We start from the raw sequence: 20,087 nt of genomic DNA on the forward strand, positions 1-20,087 counted from the left end.
TGCTCAATACTGCCTGAAATAACGCGGTCAGGCCCGGCAAACCCGGCGAAGAATCCGGGGCATCAGGCAAACTCATCAGAGGGGAATTACCATGGAGCGCATCTGGCTCAAGCAGTATCCGGCCGGCGTGCCCGCCGATATTGACATCACCCAATATTCGTCGCTGGTCGAGCTGCTCGAGGAAAGCTTCGCCAAGTTCGCCGATCGCAAGGCGTTCATCTGCATGGACAAGGCGATCACCTATCGCGACCTCGACGAGATGTCGACGGCGCTCGGCGCCTATCTGCAGAGCAAGGGCCTGCAGAAGGGCGCGCGGGTCGCGCTGATGATGCCGAACGTGCTGCAATACCCGGTCGCGACCGCGGCCGTGCTGCGCGCCGGCTTTGCCGTCGTCAACGTCAATCCGCTCTACACCCCGCGCGAGCTCGAGCACCAGCTCAAGGATTCCGGCGCCGAGGCGATCATCGTGCTGGAGAACTTCGCCACGACCGTGCAGAAGGTGCTGCCTAGCACCTCAGTCAAGCACGTCATCGTCGGCAGCATGGGCGACCTGCTCGGCTTCAAGGGCGTGATCGTCAACCTGGTTGTGCGGCGAGTGAAGAAGATGGTGCCGGCGTGGTCGATCCCCGGCGCGGTCGGCTTCAACGAGGCGCTGTCGGCCGGCCGCGGCCTGAAGCTCAACAAGCCCGTGCTGACGCGCCAGGATGTCGCCTTCCTGCAATATACCGGCGGCACGACCGGCGTTTCCAAGGGCGCCACGCTGATCCACCAGAACGTGCTCGCCAACGTGCTGCAGAACGACGCCTGGCTGCAGCCGGCGCTGAAGAAGCCGCCGCATGTCGAGCAGCTGTTCATCGTCTGCGCGCTGCCGCTCTACCACATCTTCGCGCTGACCGCCTGCTACCTGCTCGCGGTGCGCGCCGGCGGCGTCAATCTCCTGATCCCGAACCCGCGCGACATGGCGGGCTTCGTCAAGGAGCTCTCGAAATACCAGGTCAACAGCTTCCCGGCGGTCAACACGCTCTACAACGGCCTGCTGAACACGCCCGGCTTCGACAAGCTCGACTTCTCCAAGCTGAAGACCTCGTTCGGCGGCGGCATGGCGACCCAGAAGCCGGTCGCGGAGAAATGGCTTGCCGTCACCGGCTGCGCGCTGTCGGAGGGCTACGGCCTGTCGGAGACCTCGCCGACGCTGACCTGCAATCCCGCCGATACCGACAAGTTCTCCGGCTCAATCGGTCTCCCCGTGCCCTCGACCTATCTCTCGATCCGCGACGACGACGGCAACGAGCTGCCGATCGGTCAGGCCGGCGAGATCTGCGCCAAGGGCCCGCAGGTGATGGCGGGCTACTGGAACAGGCCGGACGAGACCGCGCGCGTGATGACCGCGGACGGCTATTTCCGCACCGGCGACATCGGCGTGATGGACGAGAACGGCTTCACCAAGATCGTCGACCGCAAGAAGGACATGATTCTGGTCTCCGGCTTCAACGTCTATCCGAACGAGATCGAGGAAGTGATCGCGAGCCATCCGGGCGTGCTCGAATGCGCTGTCATCGGCGTGCCCGACGCGAAGTCCGGCGAGGCGGTCAAGGCCTTCGTGGTCAGGAAGGACCCGAACATCACGGCCGAGGACATCATCAAGTTCAGCGCCACCCAACTCACCGCCTACAAGGTGCCGAAGCAGATCGAATTCAGGACCGACCTGCCGAAGACCAATGTCGGCAAGATCCTGCGTCGCGAGCTGCGCGACGAGAAGAAGGCCGCGGCCTGAAGACGAGTGGAATCGAGCGTTGAACCATGACTGGCGCTCGCGTCGCCACGCCTGCCGACGTCCTCGCGTTCTGGCGCGAGGCCGGTCGCGACCGCTGGTACGACCGCGACGCTGCGTTCGACGAGGAGATCCGCCGCGGCTTTCTCGCCACCTGGCAGAAGGCCGCCGCCGGCGAGTTGTCGTCATGGGAGGCGAGCGATGACGGCGCGCTGGCGCTCGTCATCGTGCTCGACCAGTTTCCCCGCAACATGTTTCGCGACGATGCCCTGACCTATTCCGGCGATCATCTGGCACGCGAGGTGGCACGGCGCGCCATCGACCGCGGCGTCGACGCGCGGATCGAGCCGATCTTGCGTGAATTCCTCTATCTGCCGTTCATGCATTCAGAGGAGCTGGCCGACCAGGAGCGCTGCGTCGCGCATTTCCGGAACGCCGGCGGCAACCCGGAGAACCTGAAATACGCCGAGGACCACGCCGACATCATCCGCCGGTTCGGGCGCTTCCCGCACCGTAACCGCATCCTCGGCCGGGCGACCACGGCGGAGGAGCAGGCCTTCCTGGACGCCGGCGGTTTTTCCGGCTGATGACGGAACAGTGAACGTTTTCCGGCATTGCCGTTTCCGTGCCACCTAATATTGTGCCGTTCGAACCGGGTTTAAGATACGCCCGCTCACTGAGGGAGAATTGACGATGACGATCAAGGTTGGCGACAAGCTGCCGGAAGCCAAGTTTCGGGTGATGACCGCCGAAGGGCCGCAGGTCAAAACCACCGACGACATTTTCAAGGGCAAGAAGGTCGCGCTGTTCGCGGTGCCCGGCGCCTACACCGGCACCTGCCACAAGATGCATCTGCCGAGCATCTTCCTCAACGCCTACGCCATGAAGGACAAGGGCGTCGACACCATCGCGATCGTCTCGGTCAACGACGCCTTCGTGATGAACGCCTGGAAGCGCGACACCGACCAGCGCGACGAAGCCACCTTCCTCGCCGACGGCAATGCCGATTTCACCAAGGCGATCGGCATGGAGCTCGACGCGTCCGGCAACGGCCTGGGCATCCGCTCCAAGCGCTACTCGATGCTGGTCGAGGACGGCGTGGTGAAGAAGTTCAACCTCGAGCCCGCCCCGGGCAAGGTCGAGGTCTCCGGCGGCGACACGCTGCTCGGGCAGCTGTAGTCCCCACCGTCATTGCGAGCGGAGCGAAGCAATCCATCGCACCGCGTACGCCGAAGCATGGATTGCTTCGTCGCTTCGCTCGCAATGACGACCCGTAGGACGGGTAGAGCGTAGCCAAGCCCATCGGCTTCGTTGCGCGGATCGGGATGGTGGGTTTCGCTCCGCTCGCTCGGGCAGCTGTAGTCCCCACCGTCATTGCGAGCGGAGCGAAGCAATCCATCGCACCGCGTACGCCGAAGCATGGATTGCTTCGTCGCTTCGCTCGCAATGACGACCCGTAGGACGGGTAGAGCGTAGCCAAGCCCATCGGCTTCGTTGCGCGGATCGGGATGGTGGGTTTCGCTCCGCTCTACCCACCCTACGCAGCCAGCGTCGTCGGCGCCCGCCCTACCCCTTCAGCTTCGCCATCGCCACGCCCTCGCGCGCCAACGCATCGGCGCGTTCGTTCTCGGCGTGGCCGGCGTGGCCCTTGATCCAGTGCCAGCGCACCTCGTGCGGCTTCAGCGCGGCGTCGAGCCGCTGCCACAGCTCGACATTCTTGACCGGCTTCTTGTCCGCGGTGCGCCAGCCGTTGCGCTTCCAGCCATGGATCCAGCCGGTGATGCCCTGGCGGACATACTGGCTGTCGGTGGTGAGGTCGACGACGCAGGGCTTCTTCAGCGCCTCCAGCGCGGAGATCGCCGCCATCAACTCCATGCGGTTGTTGGTGGTGTGCGCCTCGCCGCCCTTCAATTCCTTTTCGCGATCGCCGAATCTGAGGATCGCACCCCAGCCGCCCGGTCCGGGATTTCCGGAACAGGCACCGTCGGTGAAAACAATGACATGCGGCTTGTCGCTCACGCCACGCACCCGGCCGGCGTCACGCCATAGTCGCGCAGGCTTGCGACATTCTGATGGAAGCGCAGCTTACGCACATATTCCAGCGGGTCCTTCGGCTTCACCAGCGCGCCGGGCGGCACGTTGAGGAAATCGACCAGACGCGTGAGCAGGAAACGCATCGTGGCGCCGCGCGCGAGCAGCGGCAGCGCGGTCTCCTCAGCCGCCGACAACGGACGCTCGCGGCCGTAGCCATTGAGCAGCGCGCGCGCCTTGGTGACGTTGAAGGAGTGATCCGGCTCGAAGCACCAGGCGTTCAGGCAGATCGCGACGTCGTAGGCCAGGATGTCGTTGCAGGAGAACGGGAAGTCGATCAGGCCCGACACCCTGTCGCCGAGGAAGAACACGTTGTCGGGGAACAGGTCGGCATGGATGACGCCGACCGGCAGGTCGGTCGGCCAGTTCGCTTCGAGATGATCGAGCTCGCGTGCGATGAAGTCGGAGAGGCCCGCCTGCACGCTGTCGGCGCGCGCGGAGGCGAGATCGAACAGCGGCCGCCAGCCGCCGACCGACAGCGGGTTCTTCCGTACCAGCGGGAAGTCGCTGCCTGCGAGATGCATCTTGGCAAGCGCCGCGCCAACGCCACTGCAATGCGCCACGTTCGGCCGCCGCGGCCACATGCCCTCGAGGAAGTTGATGATCGCGGCCGGACGGCCGGCCAGCCGGCTATAGACCTCGCCCTTGCGGTTCCTGGCCGGCTGCGGACAGGAGACGCCGCGCTCGGCGAGATGCGCCATCAGCGACAGGAAATACGGCAGGTCGTCCTCCGCCACGCGCTTCTCGTAGAGCGTGAGGATGTAGGAGCCCTGGCTCGTATGCAGCAGGAAGTTCGAATTCTCGACGCCTTCGGCGATGCCCTTGTAGGAGAGCAGTTCGCCGATGTCGTAGCTCTTGAGGAATTCCGCGAGGTCTTCGGCGGCAACGTCGGTGTAGACCGCCATATGGCTTATTCCGCCGCGGCAGCGTCAGGCCGCAGCGAGCGCGGCAGCGGGAAGAACTCGTTCTCTTCCGCGGCCGAAACCGTCTCCACATGCAGTTCAAAGCGCTCGGCGAAGGCGCCCATGATCTCCTCGACGATCACTTCCGGCGCGGACGCGCCCGCGGTGATGCCGAGGCTCTTGATGCCTTCGAAGCGCTTCCAGTCGATGTCGCTGGCGCGCTGGGCCAGAACGGCAATCGGGCAGCCCTCGCGCTCGGCGACCTCGCGCAGGCGCTGTGAGTTCGACGAGTTCGGCGCGCCGACCACGATCAGGGCATCGACCACCGGCGCCACCTTCTTCACCGCGAGCTGGCGGTTGGTGGTGGCGTAGCAGATGTCTTCCTTGTGCGGCCCGTTGACGTTCGGGAAGCGCTCCTTGAGCAGCGCCACGATCTCGGCGGTGTCGTCGATCGACAGCGTGGTCTGGGTCACGAAGGCGAGGTTGTCCGGATCCTTCGGCATGAAGGTCTTGGCATCCTCGGCGGTCTCGATCAGGGTCACGGCCCCGGCCGGGAGCTGGCCCAGCGTGCCGACCACCTCGGGGTGGTGCGAATGCCCGATCAGGAGGATCTCGCGGCCGCGCTTGAAATGGATCGCCGCCTCGCGGTGGACCTTGGTCACCAGCGGGCAGGTCGCGTCCAGCGAGAAGAAATTGCGGGCCTTGGCCTCGGCCGGAACCGATTTGGGAACCCCGTGGGCAGAAAACACCACCGGCGCGTTGGTTTCATCAGGGATTTCGGCCAGTTCCTCGACGAAAATGGCGCCCTTGGTCTTCAGGCTGTCCACCACGTACTTGTTATGGACGATCTCGTGCCGGACATAGACCGGAGCGCCATAGATGGTGAGCGCGCGTTCCACCGTGTCGATGGCGCGGACCACCCCGGCGCAGAAGCCACGAGGGGAACAAAGCACGATTCTGAGGTCTGGTTTTTTCGCTGACATGGGGCAATCCCGGGACCGAATCACCCCTCGCCGGCGGGCGGGGAACGGCCAGTTCTGATAAGGACTTGGGACTGCTTTCGGGCGCTGTCAAGGCACATTTGCAGGCCCATTGCGCCAATACCCCCGGAAGGCTTATATAGGCCCCATATTCCCGTCATCACCGATGACCACCAGCTTCGCCTCAAAACAGGTGGGCGAAGCACAAAGGAGATTTGCCATGAGCAACGCACCGCTGATGCCGAAGGCGACTGCCGTGTGGTTGGTCGATAATACCGCCTTGACCTTCGATCAGGTGGCCGATTTCACCAAAATGCATCCGCTCGAGGTCCGCGCCATCGCCGACGGCGACGCCGCCCAGGGCATCAAGGGCATGGATCCGATCTCCAACGGCCAGTTGACCCGCGAGGAGATCGAACGGGGCGAAAGGGACCAGAACTACCGTCTCAAGCTCCAGGAGAGCAAGGTGGTGCTGCCGACCGCCGCCAAGAAGAAGGGCCCGCGCTACACACCGGTGTCGCGCCGCCACGAGCGGCCGAGCGCGATCCTCTGGCTGGTGCGCAACCACCCCGAGCTGAAGGACGCCCAGATCATGCGGCTCGTCGGCACCACCAAGACCACGATCGCGAGCGTGCGCGACCGCACCCACTGGAACGCCTCGACGCTGACGCCGATGGATCCGGTGACGCTCGGCCTGTGCTCCCAGATCGAACTCGATTTCGAGGTGCAGCGCGCGGCCAAGGAAAAGCCGACCACGACGGTCTATGGCGGCGCAACGCTGCTGCCGGCGTCCGAGACCACGCGCAAGGATCAGCCGGACTACGAGCCGGCCGAGGGCCAGCACGACGACCTCAATGTCGATGCCGTGTTCGCCAAGCTGAAGACGATCGGCGGCAAGAAGGCCGACGACGACGAAGAGTAAGCGATCCACGCGACCAGCTGGCGGAATGAAAAAACGCGGCGGGGTAACCCGCCGCGTTCTTGTTTGCGCGCAAGCGGCGCTGGAAACATCGCGAGACGATGCGCTGACCTATGTCAGCCGAGTTCGATCTCACCCGATATTTCATGGGTGAGGCTGACGCCGTCGATGGTGAGCACCATCTTTGCGCCAAGCTTCTCGTCGCCCTTGAGGCGGCCACTCGCGACAGCGTCGCGCACGGCCTTCTCGATTTCACGCTGCGAGGTGATGCCCACCTTCTTGAGGAAGCCACGAAGGCTGGCGTTGAAGATATCCTCGTTCATCGTCGTCTCCCGAAATTACGGCCGGTCCGGATGGTTCAGCATGTATTCGCCGAGATCGCGCTGCTTGCGATCGGCGCGGGCCTCGAGGCGCTGACGCTGGACGTCGCGGTCCTTGCGGCACGCGACATATTCGGGCGAACCGACCTTCACCGTACCATTGGCCTGGCAGAACTGATCGTCGTCGCCCATGCTTTCCGCAAGCGGTGCGCGTCCGCGCTCCAGGCAGCCCGCGAGCAGCGGCAGCGCGAGCAACAAAGCGAGAGGTGCGCGTGCAGAAATCGGTCGCATCCGTGGGTCCGTTCGTTGAGGCCAATGAAATTGAACCCGGGAATGGCCCGGTAATCCATCAAAATCAAGGCGCTTTTGCTTCCCTGTGTGATCGCGATGCGCCGCCAGTGACCTGCGCATGGCGCATGACCCTCGGTGGAACCGGTGTGACGTCGCGCGCGGCGTGTCACACCGATTTATTACCGAGGCCGCTCGCGCAGTGTGAACCACATCTCAATCAAAGCTAATGATTCTATATAGATTGCATTTCCAAGTTGCATTCGAGGGTGCAGCGAGTTTCATTTCCCAACGATGGAGATTTGCAATGGACGTCTTGGACGATTTCCAACTCACCTCCGTATCCGGACGTATCGAGCAGAATGCAGAAGCCGCATTCGAGGCGACGCCTGCGCGCATGCGCAGCCTGCTTGGCCCGCTGGCGCTGTTACCCGGGACCTGGAAGGGACGCGGCTTCAACCAGATCTGGCGGCCGTTTCACGGCTCGCAGGACCGCTTCCTGGAGTTGAACGAGACGATCGAGACGCTCGAGTTCGAGGAAATCCCTGGCGACATTCCAAACCGCGGCCTCCTGCAAGCCGACATCAATCTGCACGGCATCCGCTATCTGCAGCAGATCCAGGACGCCCATGTGCTCGGGCCAAACCACAAGCTGGCCGGCATCCATATCGAGCCCGGGATGTGGATCAGCACGCCGCCGACCACCGATCCGAAGGACCCGGCCACCGTCGCGCGGCTCGCCAACATTCCGCACGGCACCTCGCTGGTCGCGCAGGGCTCCGCCACGTCGCACAACGGCGCGCCGGAGATCCAGCCGGTGAGCATCACGCCGTTCGTGATCGGCGACCCCAACAACAAGGTGCACTTCCCGGAAAGCAATCTCGGCACGCCCAGCCAGTTCCGCACGCCCCCGGGCGACATCCCCCATGTCACGCAGGCGATGGTCGACAACCCCAACAGCGCGCTGACCAAGGCGATCGCGGGGCAAACCATCATCTCGACCACGACCTTGCGCGTGTCGACCAGGGTGCTCAACCCGCCGACCTCAGGCGGCGGCACCTCCAACATCGCATTCCTGAAAGGTACGAATGACGGCCCGAACGCGGACGCGGTCCAGGTCGACGCCATCTTCTGGATCGAGATCGTCCGCGAGCCGAACGGTGCGATCAAGCATCAGCTGCAATACAGCCAGTCCGTGCTGTTGAACTTCAACGGGCTGAGCTGGCCGCATGTCACGGTGGCGACGCTGGTGAAGCAGTAGGCCCGATCCACTATCCGACGTCATTGCGAGCGAAGCGAAGCAATCCATCTCTCCACTCGTGCGGTGAGATGGATTGCTTCGTCGCTTCGCTCCTCGCAATGACGAAGGATGTCTGGAGCTACACCTTCCCCTTCAGCGCGTCGCCGATCTCGTCGAGCGCCTTGGGTTCTTCGATCGTCGCCGGCATGGTCCAGCTTTCGCCGTCGGCGATCTTCTTGATCGTGCCGCGCAGGATCTTGCCGGAGCGCGTCTTCGGCAGGCGCGCCACCGTGATCGCGAGCTTGAAGGCGGCGACCGGGCCGAGCTTCTCGCGCACCAGCGCCACCACCTCCTTCTCGACCTCGGCGGGCGACTTGGCCACGCCGGCCTTCAGCACCAGGAAGCCGCAGGGCACCTCGCCCTTGATCGCATCCTTGACGCCGAGCACGGCGCATTCGGCGACGTCGGGATGCGAGGCGAGGATCTCCTCCATGCCGCCGGTGGAGAGCCGGTGACCGGCGACATTGATGATGTCGTCGGTGCGGCCCATCACCCAGACATAGCCGTCCTCGTCCTTGTAGCCGGCGTCCGAGGTCTTGTAGTAGCCGGGGAATTCCGAGAGATAGCCTTCCTTGAAGCGTTCGTCCTGCTGCCACAGCGTCGGCAGGCAGGCCGGCGGCATCGGCAGCTTGATCACGATCGAGCCCATGGTGCCTGAAGGCACCGGCCTCGCCGCCTCATCGACCACGTCGACCTGGTAGCCCGGCATTGGCACCGTCGGCGAGCCGTGCTTGACCGGCAGCATGCCGAGCCCCACCGGATTGCCGGCGATGCACCAGCCGGTCTCGGTCTGCCACCAATGGTCGATCACCGGCACCTTCAACTGCTGCTCCGCCCAATCCACGGTCGGCGGATCGGCGCGCTCGCCGGCGAGGAACAGGGTGCGGAAGGCCGAGAGATCGTATTTTCGGATGAACTTGCCTTCCGGGTCTTCCTTGCGGATGGCGCGGAATGCGGTCGGCGCCGTGAACAGCGCCACGGCCTTGTGCTCGGAAATCAGCCGCCAGAACGCACCGGCGTCGGGCGTGCCGACTGGCTTGCCTTCGTACATGATCGAGGTCGCGCCGTGGAACAGCGGACCGTAGACGATGTAGCTGTGCCCGACCACCCAGCCGATGTCGGAGCCGCACCACCAGACCTCGCCCGGCTTCACGCCATAGAGATTGAACATCGACCACTTCAGCGCCACGAGATGCCCGCCATTGTCGCGCACGACGCCCTTGGGAATGCCCGTGGTGCCTGAGGTGTAAAGGATGTAGAGCGGATCGGTCGCGAGCACCGGCACGCAGGGCGCGGCCTTGCCGGCATCGAGCGCCGCGCGGCGCAGGCTCGCCCAGTCATGGTCGCGGCCGGCGGTGAGCTCGCAGCCATGCTGCGGCCGCTGCAGGATGATGCAGGCCTCCGGCTTGGCGTTCGCGAGCTTGATCGCCTCGTCGAGCAGCGGCTTGTATTGCACGATGCGACCCGGCTCGAGGCCGCAGCTTGCGGAGAAGATCAGCTCCGGCTTGGCGTCGTCGATGCGGCTCGCCAATTCCTTCGCCGCGAAGCCGCCGAACACCACGCTGTGCACCGCGCCGATCCGCGCGCAGGCGAGCATCGCTACCACCGCCTCCGGCACCATCGGCATATAGAGGATGACGCGGTCGCCCTTGGTCACGCCGAAATCCTGCATGATCGCGGCGAGCGCCTTCACCTCCTTCAGGAGCTCGGCATAGGTGAGCTTGGTGACGGCGTTGGTGAGCGGAGAATCGTGGATCAGCGCGACCTGGTTGGCGCGGCCGCCCCCGACATGGCGATCGAGTGCGTTGTAGCAGGTGTTGACCACGGCGCCGGCGAACCAGTGGCCGTACGGCCCCATCGACGGATCGAAGATCTTCTTTGCGGGCTCGACCCAGTCGATCTCGCGGGCCGCCTCGGCCCAAAATCCCTCGGGGTCCCGAAGCGAGCGGGCGTGCACCTCATGATACCGGCTCTTCTGCTGCACGTTCATGGCATTTCTCCCTGCGCTGCCGCGCCTTGTTCCCCGCAATTGTCACGGGAAGCGGCAGCGTTTCAAGCCGAAATCACTCCGACCTTGGCACTAGTAACCGTCAACCCCGTTGATCTGCCGCAACCGCTCCAGCATCGCCTGCTTGAGATCGTAGCCCGCCTTGCCGAACTCGGCATTGCGGCGGGCGATGAATTGATCCTGCTTGCGCTGCAGCTCGCGCGCTTGGCGCGAGTCCTGCGCCTCATGGATCGCTCGCGTGCTCGATACGCTGATCTCGCGGTCGAGATCGGCGAGTTCGGGATTGGCACAGATCGCCTTCTCCACCGCGCGGCGGACCTTCCGACAATCGAAGCTCGGCTTGCCGGCGACCGCCTTCAACGCACCGAGCCGCTCGAGCTCCAGCGCCAGCGACTTGTAGTTGGTCTTGGCGGCGGCGTGGTCGCGATCGAGCTTGAGCGCGGCGCCGAAATCCATGATCGCCTTCGGCCGGTCGCCCTTCCTGCGCCAGAGCTCTCCGCGGGCGTTGTAGGCATCGGCGAGCGCCGGATCGAGCCCAAGCACCGTGTCGTAATCGGCAATGGCGCGGTCGATCATCTGCTTGTGGTCGAGCGCCTGCGCACGCGCCATCAGCGCCTTGATCCGATCGGGTTTCGCAGCCTTCTCATTGTCGATCAACGCGCCACAGGCCTCGATGATCCTGTCGTCGTCGGCGGCGGCTGAGGCCGCGACGCACGGCGCCGGGTCGGCCTGGACGTCCTTGGCCGGCTCGGCACCGGTCGCGCGCACAGCGGTCGCCGGCAGCACACAGGACAGCCACACCAGCACGAGTGCCAGAGCCAGGTGTAAGAAATTGAGTCGCATCCGAGATCGCCGGTTGAGTCTTCCGCCGTGCGGCATCGTAGCAATCGGCCTCCCGTTCGGACAGCGGCCAATTTGCGGCAAAACCACACGCTGGATTATACGTCGATCAGGAACGAACCGCTGCGCGAGGCTCCGGCTTGCTGACATTCGAATGGATCATCGGCCTTCTGCTCGGCGCGGTGGCGCTATCAGCGCTGGCGCGGCGGATCAAGGTGCCCTATCCGACCTTCCTTGCCATCGGCGGCATGCTGCTGGCGTTCCTGCCGTCGGGCCCGTCCTGGGCCCTCGAACCGGAGCTCGCACTCGCGCTGTTCGTGGCGCCGGTGCTGCTCGATGCCGCCTACGACACCTCGCTGCGCGACCTCCGCAACAACTGGCTGCCGGTCTCGACGCTCGTCCTCGTCGCGGTCGGCGTCACGACCATAGCGGTCGCGGTGGTCGCACACTGGCTTCGTCCGGACATGCCATGGGCGGTTGCAATCGCGCTCGGCGCCATCGTGGCGCCGCCGGACGCCGCGGCGGCCACCGCGATCTTGCGCCAGGTCAGCCTGCCCTATCGGATCCAGAAGATCCTCGAGGGCGAAAGCCTGCTCAACGACGCCAGCGCGCTGCTGATCTATCGCGTCGCGGTCGGCCTGGTTGCCGCCGAGCACATGAAGGTGCGGGAATTCGTGCCGTCTGTCACCGTGGCGCTGGTCGGAAGCCTTGCCGCCGGCTATCTGTTCGCGCAGGTCTGGACGCTGATCACCCGCCGCATCACCGAGGCGCCGAGCGCGATCATAACGCAGTTCGCCGGCACCTTCATGGTATGGATCGTCGCCGAGCATATCGGGCTGTCGGGCATCCTCACCATCGTCGCCTATGCGATCACGATCGCGCGCACCGCGCCCGAACGTACCCCGGCGCGGTTACGTGTGGCCTCCTACGCGGTGTGGGAGACGGTCGTCTTCGTGCTGAACGTGCTGGCGTTCATGCTGATCGGGATGCAGCTGCGTCCGATCTGGTCGGAGCTCGACGACGAGGTGCGGTTCAAATATTGCAGCTTTGCCGCCGCAATCCTCGCCGTCGTGATCCTCGCGCGCATCGCCTGGGTGATGCCCTATGGCGCCTTCTTGCGCGCGCTGGAGGCGCACGGCCTGCTTCCTCCGCGCGCGGCGACGGCGGTACCGACGTTGCGACGCGGCATCGTCGTATCCTGGTGCGGGATGCGCGGCATCGTCACGCTGGCGGCGGCGTTTGCCCTGCCCGAAAGCTTCCCCTATCGCGACCTCATTCTGTTGACGGCCTTTGCCGTGGTGCTGGGTTCGCTGGTGATCCAGGGGCTGACGTTGCGGCCGCTGATCATGGCGCTGAGATTCGAGGAAGACGATCCGGTCGCGCGCGAGGCCGCCCATGCCCGCTCCGTCGCCTTCCGCGCCGCGCTCGACGCCATCGACGCCGATCCGTCCGAGGAGGCCGAGATCCTGCGGCTCGAATATCGCGCCGTGCTGCTGCGCGCCGAAACCGAGCCCGACGGCGGCGTGGCGACCAGCGAACTGCCGGCCGATCCGCTGCGTCGCCGCGCCATCGGTGCGGCACGCCGCGCGCTGTTAAGGATGCGCCAGCTCGAGGAGATCGGCGACGATGCCTTCCATCAGGCCGAGGAAGAGCTAGATCGCGCCGAGCTCAGCGCGCAGGCATGAGCCCGTGCCGGCCTCCAGGCCGGTCGCAGCGCATTTTTCTTTGAACCGTCGTCGGATTTGTCAGACTTAACATCATGACAATCCTCATCGATCGCAATTCCTCGCGCGCCTCGGCGAAAGTCGAAGCACAAGTATTCTATTTCTACATGGCGCTGTCGTGCATGGCGGTCGCCTTTCTGGGCTTTGCGCCGACCTACTGGGTGCCGATGGCGAAGGGTTCGCTGTCGTCGGCACCGGTGGTGCACCTGCATGGCCTGTTGTTCTTCGCCTGGACGCTCTATTTCGTGTTCCAGAGCTGGCTCGCGGCCTCGGGGCGGATCGCACGGCATCGCAGCGTCGGCATGATCGGCGTGTCGCTGGCGACCGCGATGACGATCATGGGCTTCCTGGCTGCGGTCAACACCATGAAGCGTTCCGCGGCAGCCGGGCTCGCCGACGACGGCATCGCGTTTGCGATCGTTCCGCTTAGCGGCATCCTGTTCTTTGCCGTGGTGTTTGCGCTCGCGATCATCAATGTGCGCAATCGCGAGGCGCACAAGCGGCTGATGCTGCTGGCGTCGATTTCGATCCTCGATGCTGCCGTCGCACGCTGGTTCCTGACCTTCCTTGCGCCCCCCGGTCCGGCGGGCCCGCCGCCGGTCCCGGTGACGATCGCGCCGGCGCTGGTCGCGTATCTGCTCCTCGTTGCGGCGATCGTGTTCGACTGGCGCACGCGGGGACGGCCGCACCCGGTCTACCTCTACGGCGGGGCCGCGCTCGTTGCCGTGAAGCTCCTGAACTGGCCGATCAGCACGACGACGGCATGGCACTCATTGGCTGGCGGCATTCTCGCGCTGGCACAATAGCTCCTCAGGCGCCCGACTTGCAGGTGATGCCGCCATCGACCACGAGCTCGATGCCGGTGACGTATTTCGACTCGTCGGAGGCGAGGAACAGCGCCGCGTTGGCGACGTCCCAGGCGTCGCCCATGTGGCCCATCGGCACCTGTGCGTCGCGCGCGCGCCACATCGCCTCCACGTCGCCCTTGGCGTAGCTCTGCGCAAGGCCCGCCGAATGCGCGACCATCGGCGTTTTCATCAGCCCGGGCAGGATCGCGTTCACGCGCACATGCTTGGGCGCGAATTCAACCGCGGAGGAGCGCGTCATCTGGTTCATCGCGGCCTTGCTCGCGTTGTAGCTGACATAGGAAATGCCGACGTGGCGGATCGAGGCGATCGAGGAGATGTTGATGATCGAGCCGCCGCCCTGCTTCACCATCACCGGAATGACGTGCTTCATCGCGAGATAGGCGCTCTTGAGGTTGACCGCGAACACGCGGTCCCATTCGGCTTCCGCGACCTCGACGACGCTGCCGACCTCCGCGATGCCGACATTGTTGTCGAGCACGTCGATGCGGCCGTAGGCCTTGAGGCAGGCCGCGACCATCGCCTCGACCTCGGCGGCGCGCGAGACGTCGGCGGTGTAGGCGACAGCCTTGCCGCCCTCGCCGGTGATGATCTTGACGGTCTCTTCGGCCGCCGCGCCGTTGCGATCGACGCAGAACACGCTCGCGCCCTCGCGCGCGAAGGTCACGGCGGTCGCCTTGCCGTTGCCCCAGCCGGGCCCGATCGAGCCCGCGCCGACCACCATCGCAACCTTGCCCTTGAGCCGATCCATCGGTTGTTCTCCGTTGTTGTTTTTGTAGCCCGGATGGAGCGTAGCGTAATCCCGGGCCGCTGTTCCCGGATTGCGCTGCGCTCCATCCGGGCTACGGACTTTTGCAGATCTTCATCGTGATGACATTAGCACCGATCGGATGCCCGAAAATCTCCGATAGCGTCTGGCAGCGTCCCTCGTGGCACAGCCGCCATTCGCCGGCGGCGCCGGAATTGCCGAGCACGACCTCCGGTCTCGCTGTGGACGTTGTCGCCCATTGAAACCAGCCATCGACGAGGCGCGCCTCCGGCGGCGGCTCCATGCCGGCGCCAGAGCCCTTGATGCGGGCCTGCCTGAGCTCAAGCCCCGCCGGCGTGATCGTCCAATCTTCCTGCCATGCGGTCTTCTCGATCGAATGCGTCCAGGCGAGCGTGAACGCCGCAATCGACAGCGTCTTCACGACGCCGGCGGAAGCGAGGCAGAGGCTCAAGCCGCCGCCACCGCGTGGCGCGCGCGCTGCCGCCACTGCCAAAGCACGATCGCCGCGGCGAGCGTGAAGCCGGCGGTGTCGCTGAACGGGAAGTCGCCGAGCAGGCAGAGCGCGGCCGCGAAGGCGACGACGATCTCGATCAATGTCAGCCGCGTGAACAGAAAGCCGATTGCGACGATGCCGAACAGCCCGATCGCGACCAGCGCCTTGAAGGTGGCGAGTGCCACCGCGCCGTAGAAACCGAGCTGCGCTGCCATCGGATCATTCGCCTGCAGCATCAGCGCCGGCGAATAGACGAAGATGAAAGGAATGACGTAACCCGCGAGCGCGATCCGCATCGCCTCCCACCCGATCTTGTCGGGGTTCTCCCTGGCGATCGGCGCCGCCGCAAGCGCTGCGAGCGCGACCGGCGGCGAGAGGTCGGCCATGATGCCGTAATAGAACGCGAACATGTGGCTCGCGATCAGCGGCACGCCGAGCTTGGCCAGCGCTGGCGCCGCGAGCGCCGCCGTGATGATGTAGGTCGGGATCGTCGGGATGCCGGTGCCGAGCAGGATCGACAGCAGCATGGTCATGATCAGCGCCAGGAACAGGCTCTTGGCGCCAAGCCCGATGATCCAGCTGCCGAAGATGGTGCCGACGCCGGTCTGCGTCATCATGCCGATGATGGTGCCGACGATGGCGCAGGCCATGCCGACGGTCAGCGCCGACTTGGCGCTGTCGGCGAGCGAGTCGCGGCAGGCGGCAAGCGTGGCGCGGCCACCGCGGGTGATCGCGGCGATCACGATCAGGCCCCCGACAACGCTGATGACCGGGACGATCTCGAGCCCGTGGCGCGAGACCGCGGCAACGACCAGCGCCAGCCCGATCCAGAAGATGTAGCGCAGGATGGTGTTGGAGAAGCCGAGCGTGATGCTGGCGCCGAGGATCAGCGCGACCGTCAGCGCCAGCCCCATGCTGCCGGCGTAGAGCGGTGTGAACCCCTCGAACAGCATGTAGACCAGCGCCGCGAGCGGCAGCACGAGGTACCAGCGCGCCACCAGCGCCCTCCAGGCGCTCGGGATCTCCGAGCGCTTCATGCCGACGAGGCCGTGCTTGCCGGCTTCGAGATGCACCATCCAGAACGCGGAGGCGAAATAGAGGATTGCCGGGATCACCGCGGCCTTGACGATCTCCGAATAGGGAACGCCGAGCGTCTCGGCCATGATGAAGGCGACCGCGCCCATCACCGGCGGCATGATCTGTCCGCCCATCGAGGCGGTGGCCTCGACGCCGGCGGCAAAGGCGCGGCGATAGCCGAACTTGATCATCAAGGGAATCGTGAACTGGCCGACGGTGACGACGTTGGCGACGCCGGAGCCCGAGATCGTGCCCATCATGCCGGAGGCGAACACCGCGACCTTGGCCGGTCCGCCGCGGGTGCGGCCGAACAGGCCGAGCGAGACGTCGGTGAACAGCTGGATCATGCCAGCGCGTTCAAGAAACGAGCCGAACAGGATGAATAGGAAGATGTAGGTCGCCGAGACATAGATCGGCACGCCGTAGAAGCCCTCGGTGCCGAAGGAGAGATGGGTGACGATCTGGTCGAAGTCATAGCCGCGATGATTGAACGGCGACGGCAGGTACTGCCCGAAGAACCAGTACAGCAGGCAGGCACCGCACATCAAAGGCAGCGCCGCACCCATCAGCCGCCGCGTGCCCTCGAAGATCAGGATCGCAAGCAGCGTGCCGACCGCGAGGTCGGTCGTGGTCGGATCGCCGTCGCGCGCGATCAGGTCGGCGTAGAAGATCCACTGGTAGAGCCCGCACAGGAAGCCGGCGCCGCCGACGAGCCAGCTCATCGCGCGGCCGAAATCGGTCTTGGCGGTGAAGTTGCCGATCAGGCCGAACGTCAGCAGCAGCAGGAAGCCGACATGGACACCGCGCACCACCTGGCTGGGCAGGTAATTAAACGCCGCGACATAGAGCTGGAACAGCGCGAAGGCGAGCCCAATGAGATAGGCCAGATGGCCCCAGCCGCCGGGACCGAAGCCTTCCGGGAACCCGTGCTCGAAATTGTCGAACTCGACCTTGACGGGCTCCTGCGTGCCCTCGATCTGCTGCTGCATGTGATTGGTCCCCCCGCCGTGCCCGCGACGCTTATAGCATTTGGGCCGCGGCTGAATACGTCATGGCCGGGCTTGTCCCGGCCATCCACGTCTTAGTGCTGCGACGCCCAAGAACGTGGATGCCCGGGACATCTGCGCGAAGACGCGCTTGGCGCTTTTGCCCGGGCATGACGGCGAATGTCGGTATTGAGGTTACTTGATCAGGCCCTTTTCCTTGTAATAGCGGATCGCGCCGGGATGCAGCGGCACCGGACTGCCGGTCGCGGCGGCCTCGAGCTTGATCTCCTTGCCGGCGGCATGCGCGTTGGCGAGCTCCGGCAGCGATTCGTAGATCAGCTTGGTCATCTGATAGGCGAGATCGTCCGACACCGCGGAGCTGGTGACGAGGTAGTTGACGACGGCCGCCGTCGGGACGTCCTTGTCCTGGCCAGTATAGGTGTTGGCCGGGATAACCACCGAGACGAAGGGCGGGCCGATCTTGTCGACGGCCTCCTTCGGCACCGACACCACGTTGATCTCGCTCGAGGTCGAGAGGTCCTTCAGCGAGGCAACGCCGAGGCCGGCGGACTGCAGCGTGGCGTTGAGCTGGCGGTTCTTCATCAGGTCGACCGATTCGGCGAATGGCAGATACTCGACCTTGGCCATATCCTTGTAGCTCATGCCGGCGGCGGCGAGGATCGCACGCGAATTGAGCTCGGTGCCGGATTTCGGCGCGCCGACCGACAGGCTCTTGCCCTTGAGATCGGCGAGCGTCTTGATGCCGCTTTCGGCGGTCGCCACGATCTGGATGTAGTTCGGATAGATCGCGCCGATGGTGCGCAGCTTGTCGAGCTTGGTCTTGAAGCCGGCCTCCGCGTCGCCTTCCCATGCGGCCTTCAGCGAATCGCCGAGCGTGAACGCGATCTCGCCGCGGCCCTGCTGCAGCAGAACCAGGTTCTCGACCGATGCCTTGGTCGCCTGCACCTGGGTCTTCACACCAGGAATCTTGTCGCCGTAGATCTTTCCGATCGCGACGCCGAGCGGGTAATAGACACCGGACGTGCCGCCGGTCAGCACATTGATAAACTGTTGCGCCTGCGCGGCAGGCGCCGACAAAACACTGGCCGCCACGACCGCGGCGGCCATCCACTTCGAATTCATTGGCATTATTCTCCCCTAAGGTGCCGGGAAATTGGCCGGACACCCCTGCCGGGTCAACCCATCCAATCGACGCATGCGCGGGCAAGGTCCTCGCATCGCGAGCCCGAGGTTCGCCAGCTTTGGGTTCGCCAGCCTTGAGGTCACCAGCCCTGTGCTCACCAGCGCTGGGTTCGTCACGCGGAATTCCAGCGGTATCCATGGAGTGCTAGCCCCGGGCGACTCGACCGAATACGGTGCGCCGCTTTTTCCGAGAAAGGACCGATCCATGCACGCGAAGAACATTCATCCATCACGCCCAAGCCGTCGCGCGGTGCTCTCTGGCGCGGCCGCGCTCGGCGGGCTCGGGCTGCTGCCGCGCGGAGCGCGGGCGGCGGAATGGCCGACGCGGCCGGTCAAGATGCTGGTCCCGTTCGCGGCCGGCGGCACCACCGACATCCTCGCGCGCGTCGTCGCGGCGAAGCTGTCGAAGGAGTTCGGCCAGCAGTTCATCGTCGAGAACAAGACCGGCGCGGGCGGCAACATCGCCGCCGACGCGGTCGCCAAGGCCGACCCCGACGGATACACGCTGCTGGTCGGCACGCCGGGCACGCATGCGATCAACCCCTTCGTGTTCAAGAACATGCCGTTCGACCCGCTGAAGGATATCGCGCCCGTGATCATCATCGCACGGGTGCCGAATCTCTGCTCGGTCACTACCTCGCTGCCGGTCAAATCGGTCGCTGAGCTGATCGCCTATATCAAGTCGAAGCCGGGCGAGCTGTTCTACGGGACGCCCGGCCTCGGCAGCACCGCGCATGTCTCGACCGAGCTGTTCAGATCGATGACCGGCGTCGAGATCACCCATGTGCCCTACAAGGGCAGCGCGCCGGCGCTGACCGACCTGATCGCCGGCCGCGTCCATCTGATGATCGACAATCTTCCGGCGGCACAGCCCTTCGCCGAAGCGAGCCAGATCCGCCCGCTCGCAGTCTCCAGCGCGACGCGCTGGTCCGGATTGCCGGATCTCCCGACGATCGCCGAGGCCGGCGTACCCGGCTATGAAGCCGCGTCCTGGTTCACCATCGCCGCGCCCGCGAAGACGCCGAAGGAGATCGTCGGAAGGCTCAACGCCAGCGTCGACAAATTTCTCCGGACTGACGACGGCGTCGCGCGGTTGCGCAAGCTCGGCGCCGAGCCCGCCGGCGGAACGCCCGACGACATGCAGCGCTACGTCGTGGCCGAAACCGAGAAGTGGGGCAAGGTCGCAAAGTTCGCCGGCATCAAGCCGGAGTGACGCGAGCGAGCGACGTCACCTCGCTGCCGAACGAGCGGTCGTCGTCACACGCAAATCACACTCGAAGGGCACGCCACACAAGGTGACGCGCCCTCATTGCGCGCGAGTCGCTCACCGCGCGGCGCCACGCGGCGTTCGACATTGGTACAGGTCGGCGGGCCGGATCGACACATCACCACAGAGATTAACGCGGTCTCTCGATGAGACACGGCGCAGTCACGGTTGCGGTCTGGTGAACCTGGTCTACCGGCGCAATGAACGACAGATGACGCATTTATTACGGTCGCCTCGGCACCATCGCGCGTCGTTCGCCGGCAATTTGATTCGAAGTTTCAGC

19 protein-coding genes are annotated in these 20,087 nt (G+C 65.1%); 8 read left to right on the plus strand and 11 right to left on the minus strand.

Annotation, left to right across the window (positions count from 1 at the left end):
• The first annotated feature begins 91 nt into the window (after window positions 1–91).
• The 3 genes from ACFFWD_RS32185 (at window position 92) to ACFFWD_RS32195 (ending at window position 2,950) form a co-directional block, all read left to right on the plus strand.
• Window positions 92–1,774: a long-chain fatty acid--CoA ligase gene (locus ACFFWD_RS32185; RefSeq protein WP_376972261.1), complete on the plus strand. Its 1,683-nt coding sequence runs from the start codon at window positions 92–94 to the stop codon at window positions 1,772–1,774.
• Window positions 1,775–1,800: 26 nt separating this feature from the next.
• Window positions 1,801–2,358, plus strand: coding sequence for a DUF924 family protein (locus ACFFWD_RS32190; protein WP_376972263.1), 558 nt, complete (start codon window positions 1,801–1,803; stop codon window positions 2,356–2,358).
• A gap of 106 nt (window positions 2,359–2,464) precedes the next feature.
• Window positions 2,465–2,950, plus strand: coding sequence for a peroxiredoxin (locus tag ACFFWD_RS32195; protein WP_376972265.1), 486 nt, complete (start codon window positions 2,465–2,467; stop codon window positions 2,948–2,950).
• A 387-nt stretch (window positions 2,951–3,337) separates the two neighbouring features.
• Here the strand turns inward: ACFFWD_RS32195 and rnhA are convergent, their stop codons facing one another.
• The 3 genes from rnhA to ispH are packed head-to-tail and all read right to left on the minus strand — an operon-like array spanning window position 3,338 to window position 5,747.
• Entirely contained in the window at window positions 3,338–3,790 is a 453-nt protein-coding gene (gene rnhA / locus ACFFWD_RS32200) for a ribonuclease HI (protein WP_376972267.1), read from the minus strand.
• Window positions 3,787–4,767, minus strand: a complete 981-nt coding sequence (locus tag ACFFWD_RS32205) for a homoserine kinase (RefSeq protein WP_376972269.1) — start codon at window positions 4,765–4,767, stop codon at window positions 3,787–3,789. Before ACFFWD_RS32205 ends, rnhA begins: the two co-directional genes overlap by 4 nt.
• A 5-nt stretch (window positions 4,768–4,772) precedes the next feature.
• Entirely contained in the window at window positions 4,773–5,747 is a 975-nt protein-coding gene (gene ispH, locus ACFFWD_RS32210; RefSeq protein WP_376972271.1) for a 4-hydroxy-3-methylbut-2-enyl diphosphate reductase, read from the minus strand.
• A gap of 217 nt (window positions 5,748–5,964) precedes the next feature.
• Here ispH and ACFFWD_RS32215 point away from each other — a divergent pair, with 217 nt between their 5' ends.
• Complete coding sequence (locus tag ACFFWD_RS32215; RefSeq protein WP_376972273.1) at window positions 5,965–6,666, plus strand: DUF1013 domain-containing protein; 702 nt, start codon at window positions 5,965–5,967, stop codon at window positions 6,664–6,666.
• A gap of 113 nt (window positions 6,667–6,779) precedes the next feature.
• On the opposite strand, the gene ACFFWD_RS32220 is transcribed toward ACFFWD_RS32215, so the two are convergent.
• Together ACFFWD_RS32220 and ACFFWD_RS32225 are read right to left on the minus strand one after the other, a co-directional pair.
• Window positions 6,780–6,986: a DUF6494 family protein gene (locus ACFFWD_RS32220; RefSeq protein WP_376972275.1), complete on the minus strand. Its 207-nt coding sequence runs from the start codon at window positions 6,984–6,986 to the stop codon at window positions 6,780–6,782.
• 15 nt (window positions 6,987–7,001) lie between these two features.
• Window positions 7,002–7,274 (minus strand): hypothetical protein, encoded by a 273-nt coding sequence (locus tag ACFFWD_RS32225; RefSeq protein WP_376972277.1) that lies wholly within the window; start codon window positions 7,272–7,274, stop codon window positions 7,002–7,004.
• Window positions 7,275–7,578: 304 nt separating this feature from the next.
• On the opposite strand from ACFFWD_RS32225, the gene ACFFWD_RS32230 reads away from it, so the two are divergent.
• Complete coding sequence (locus ACFFWD_RS32230) at window positions 7,579–8,532, plus strand: heme-binding protein (protein WP_376972279.1); 954 nt, start codon at window positions 7,579–7,581, stop codon at window positions 8,530–8,532.
• 118 nt (window positions 8,533–8,650) lie between these two features.
• On the opposite strand, the gene ACFFWD_RS32235 is transcribed toward ACFFWD_RS32230, so the two are convergent.
• On the minus strand, window positions 8,651–10,561 hold the full coding sequence (locus ACFFWD_RS32235) for a propionyl-CoA synthetase (RefSeq protein WP_376972281.1): 1,911 nt from the start codon (window positions 10,559–10,561) through the stop codon (window positions 8,651–8,653).
• Between the two features lie 90 nt (window positions 10,562–10,651).
• A complete protein-coding gene (locus ACFFWD_RS32240) occupies window positions 10,652–11,422 on the minus strand; it encodes a hypothetical protein (RefSeq protein ID WP_376972283.1) in 771 nt (256 codons plus the stop codon).
• Window positions 11,423–11,559: 137 nt separating this feature from the next.
• On the opposite strand from ACFFWD_RS32240, the gene ACFFWD_RS32245 reads away from it, so the two are divergent.
• Window positions 11,560–13,104, plus strand: a complete 1,545-nt coding sequence (locus tag ACFFWD_RS32245; RefSeq protein WP_376972285.1) for a cation:proton antiporter — start codon at window positions 11,560–11,562, stop codon at window positions 13,102–13,104.
• Window positions 13,105–13,178: 74 nt separating this feature from the next.
• Window positions 13,179–13,949, plus strand: a complete 771-nt coding sequence (locus ACFFWD_RS32250) for a hypothetical protein (protein ID WP_376972287.1) — start codon at window positions 13,179–13,181, stop codon at window positions 13,947–13,949.
• 4 nt (window positions 13,950–13,953) lie between these two features.
• On the opposite strand, the gene ACFFWD_RS32255 is transcribed toward ACFFWD_RS32250, so the two are convergent.
• The 4 genes from ACFFWD_RS32255 to ACFFWD_RS32270 all read right to left on the minus strand — a co-directional run bounded on the left by ACFFWD_RS32255 (window position 13,954) and on the right by ACFFWD_RS32270 (window position 18,477).
• Window positions 13,954–14,760: an SDR family NAD(P)-dependent oxidoreductase gene (locus ACFFWD_RS32255; protein ID WP_376972289.1), complete on the minus strand. Its 807-nt coding sequence runs from the start codon at window positions 14,758–14,760 to the stop codon at window positions 13,954–13,956.
• 91 nt (window positions 14,761–14,851) lie between these two features.
• Complete coding sequence (locus ACFFWD_RS32260; RefSeq protein WP_376972291.1) at window positions 14,852–15,229, minus strand: DUF1850 domain-containing protein; 378 nt, start codon at window positions 15,227–15,229, stop codon at window positions 14,852–14,854.
• A complete protein-coding gene (locus ACFFWD_RS32265; protein WP_376972293.1) occupies window positions 15,226–17,337 on the minus strand; it encodes a TRAP transporter permease in 2,112 nt (703 codons plus the stop codon). Before ACFFWD_RS32265 ends, ACFFWD_RS32260 begins: the two co-directional genes overlap by 4 nt.
• A 192-nt stretch (window positions 17,338–17,529) precedes the next feature.
• Entirely contained in the window at window positions 17,530–18,477 is a 948-nt protein-coding gene (locus tag ACFFWD_RS32270; protein WP_376972295.1) for a TAXI family TRAP transporter solute-binding subunit, read from the minus strand.
• A gap of 265 nt (window positions 18,478–18,742) precedes the next feature.
• Between ACFFWD_RS32270 and ACFFWD_RS32275 the strand changes: the two genes are divergently transcribed.
• The gene (locus ACFFWD_RS32275) at window positions 18,743–19,750 is read left to right on the plus strand and encodes a Bug family tripartite tricarboxylate transporter substrate binding protein (protein WP_376972297.1); all 1,008 of its coding nucleotides are present in this window, start codon (window positions 18,743–18,745) and stop codon (window positions 19,748–19,750) included.
• The last annotated feature ends 337 nt before the right edge of the window (window positions 19,751–20,087 follow it).

The sequence above is a fragment of the Bradyrhizobium erythrophlei genome, from assembly GCF_042430365.1.
In the GTDB taxonomy this organism is placed as follows: domain Bacteria; phylum Pseudomonadota; class Alphaproteobacteria; order Rhizobiales; family Xanthobacteraceae; genus Bradyrhizobium; species Bradyrhizobium erythrophlei.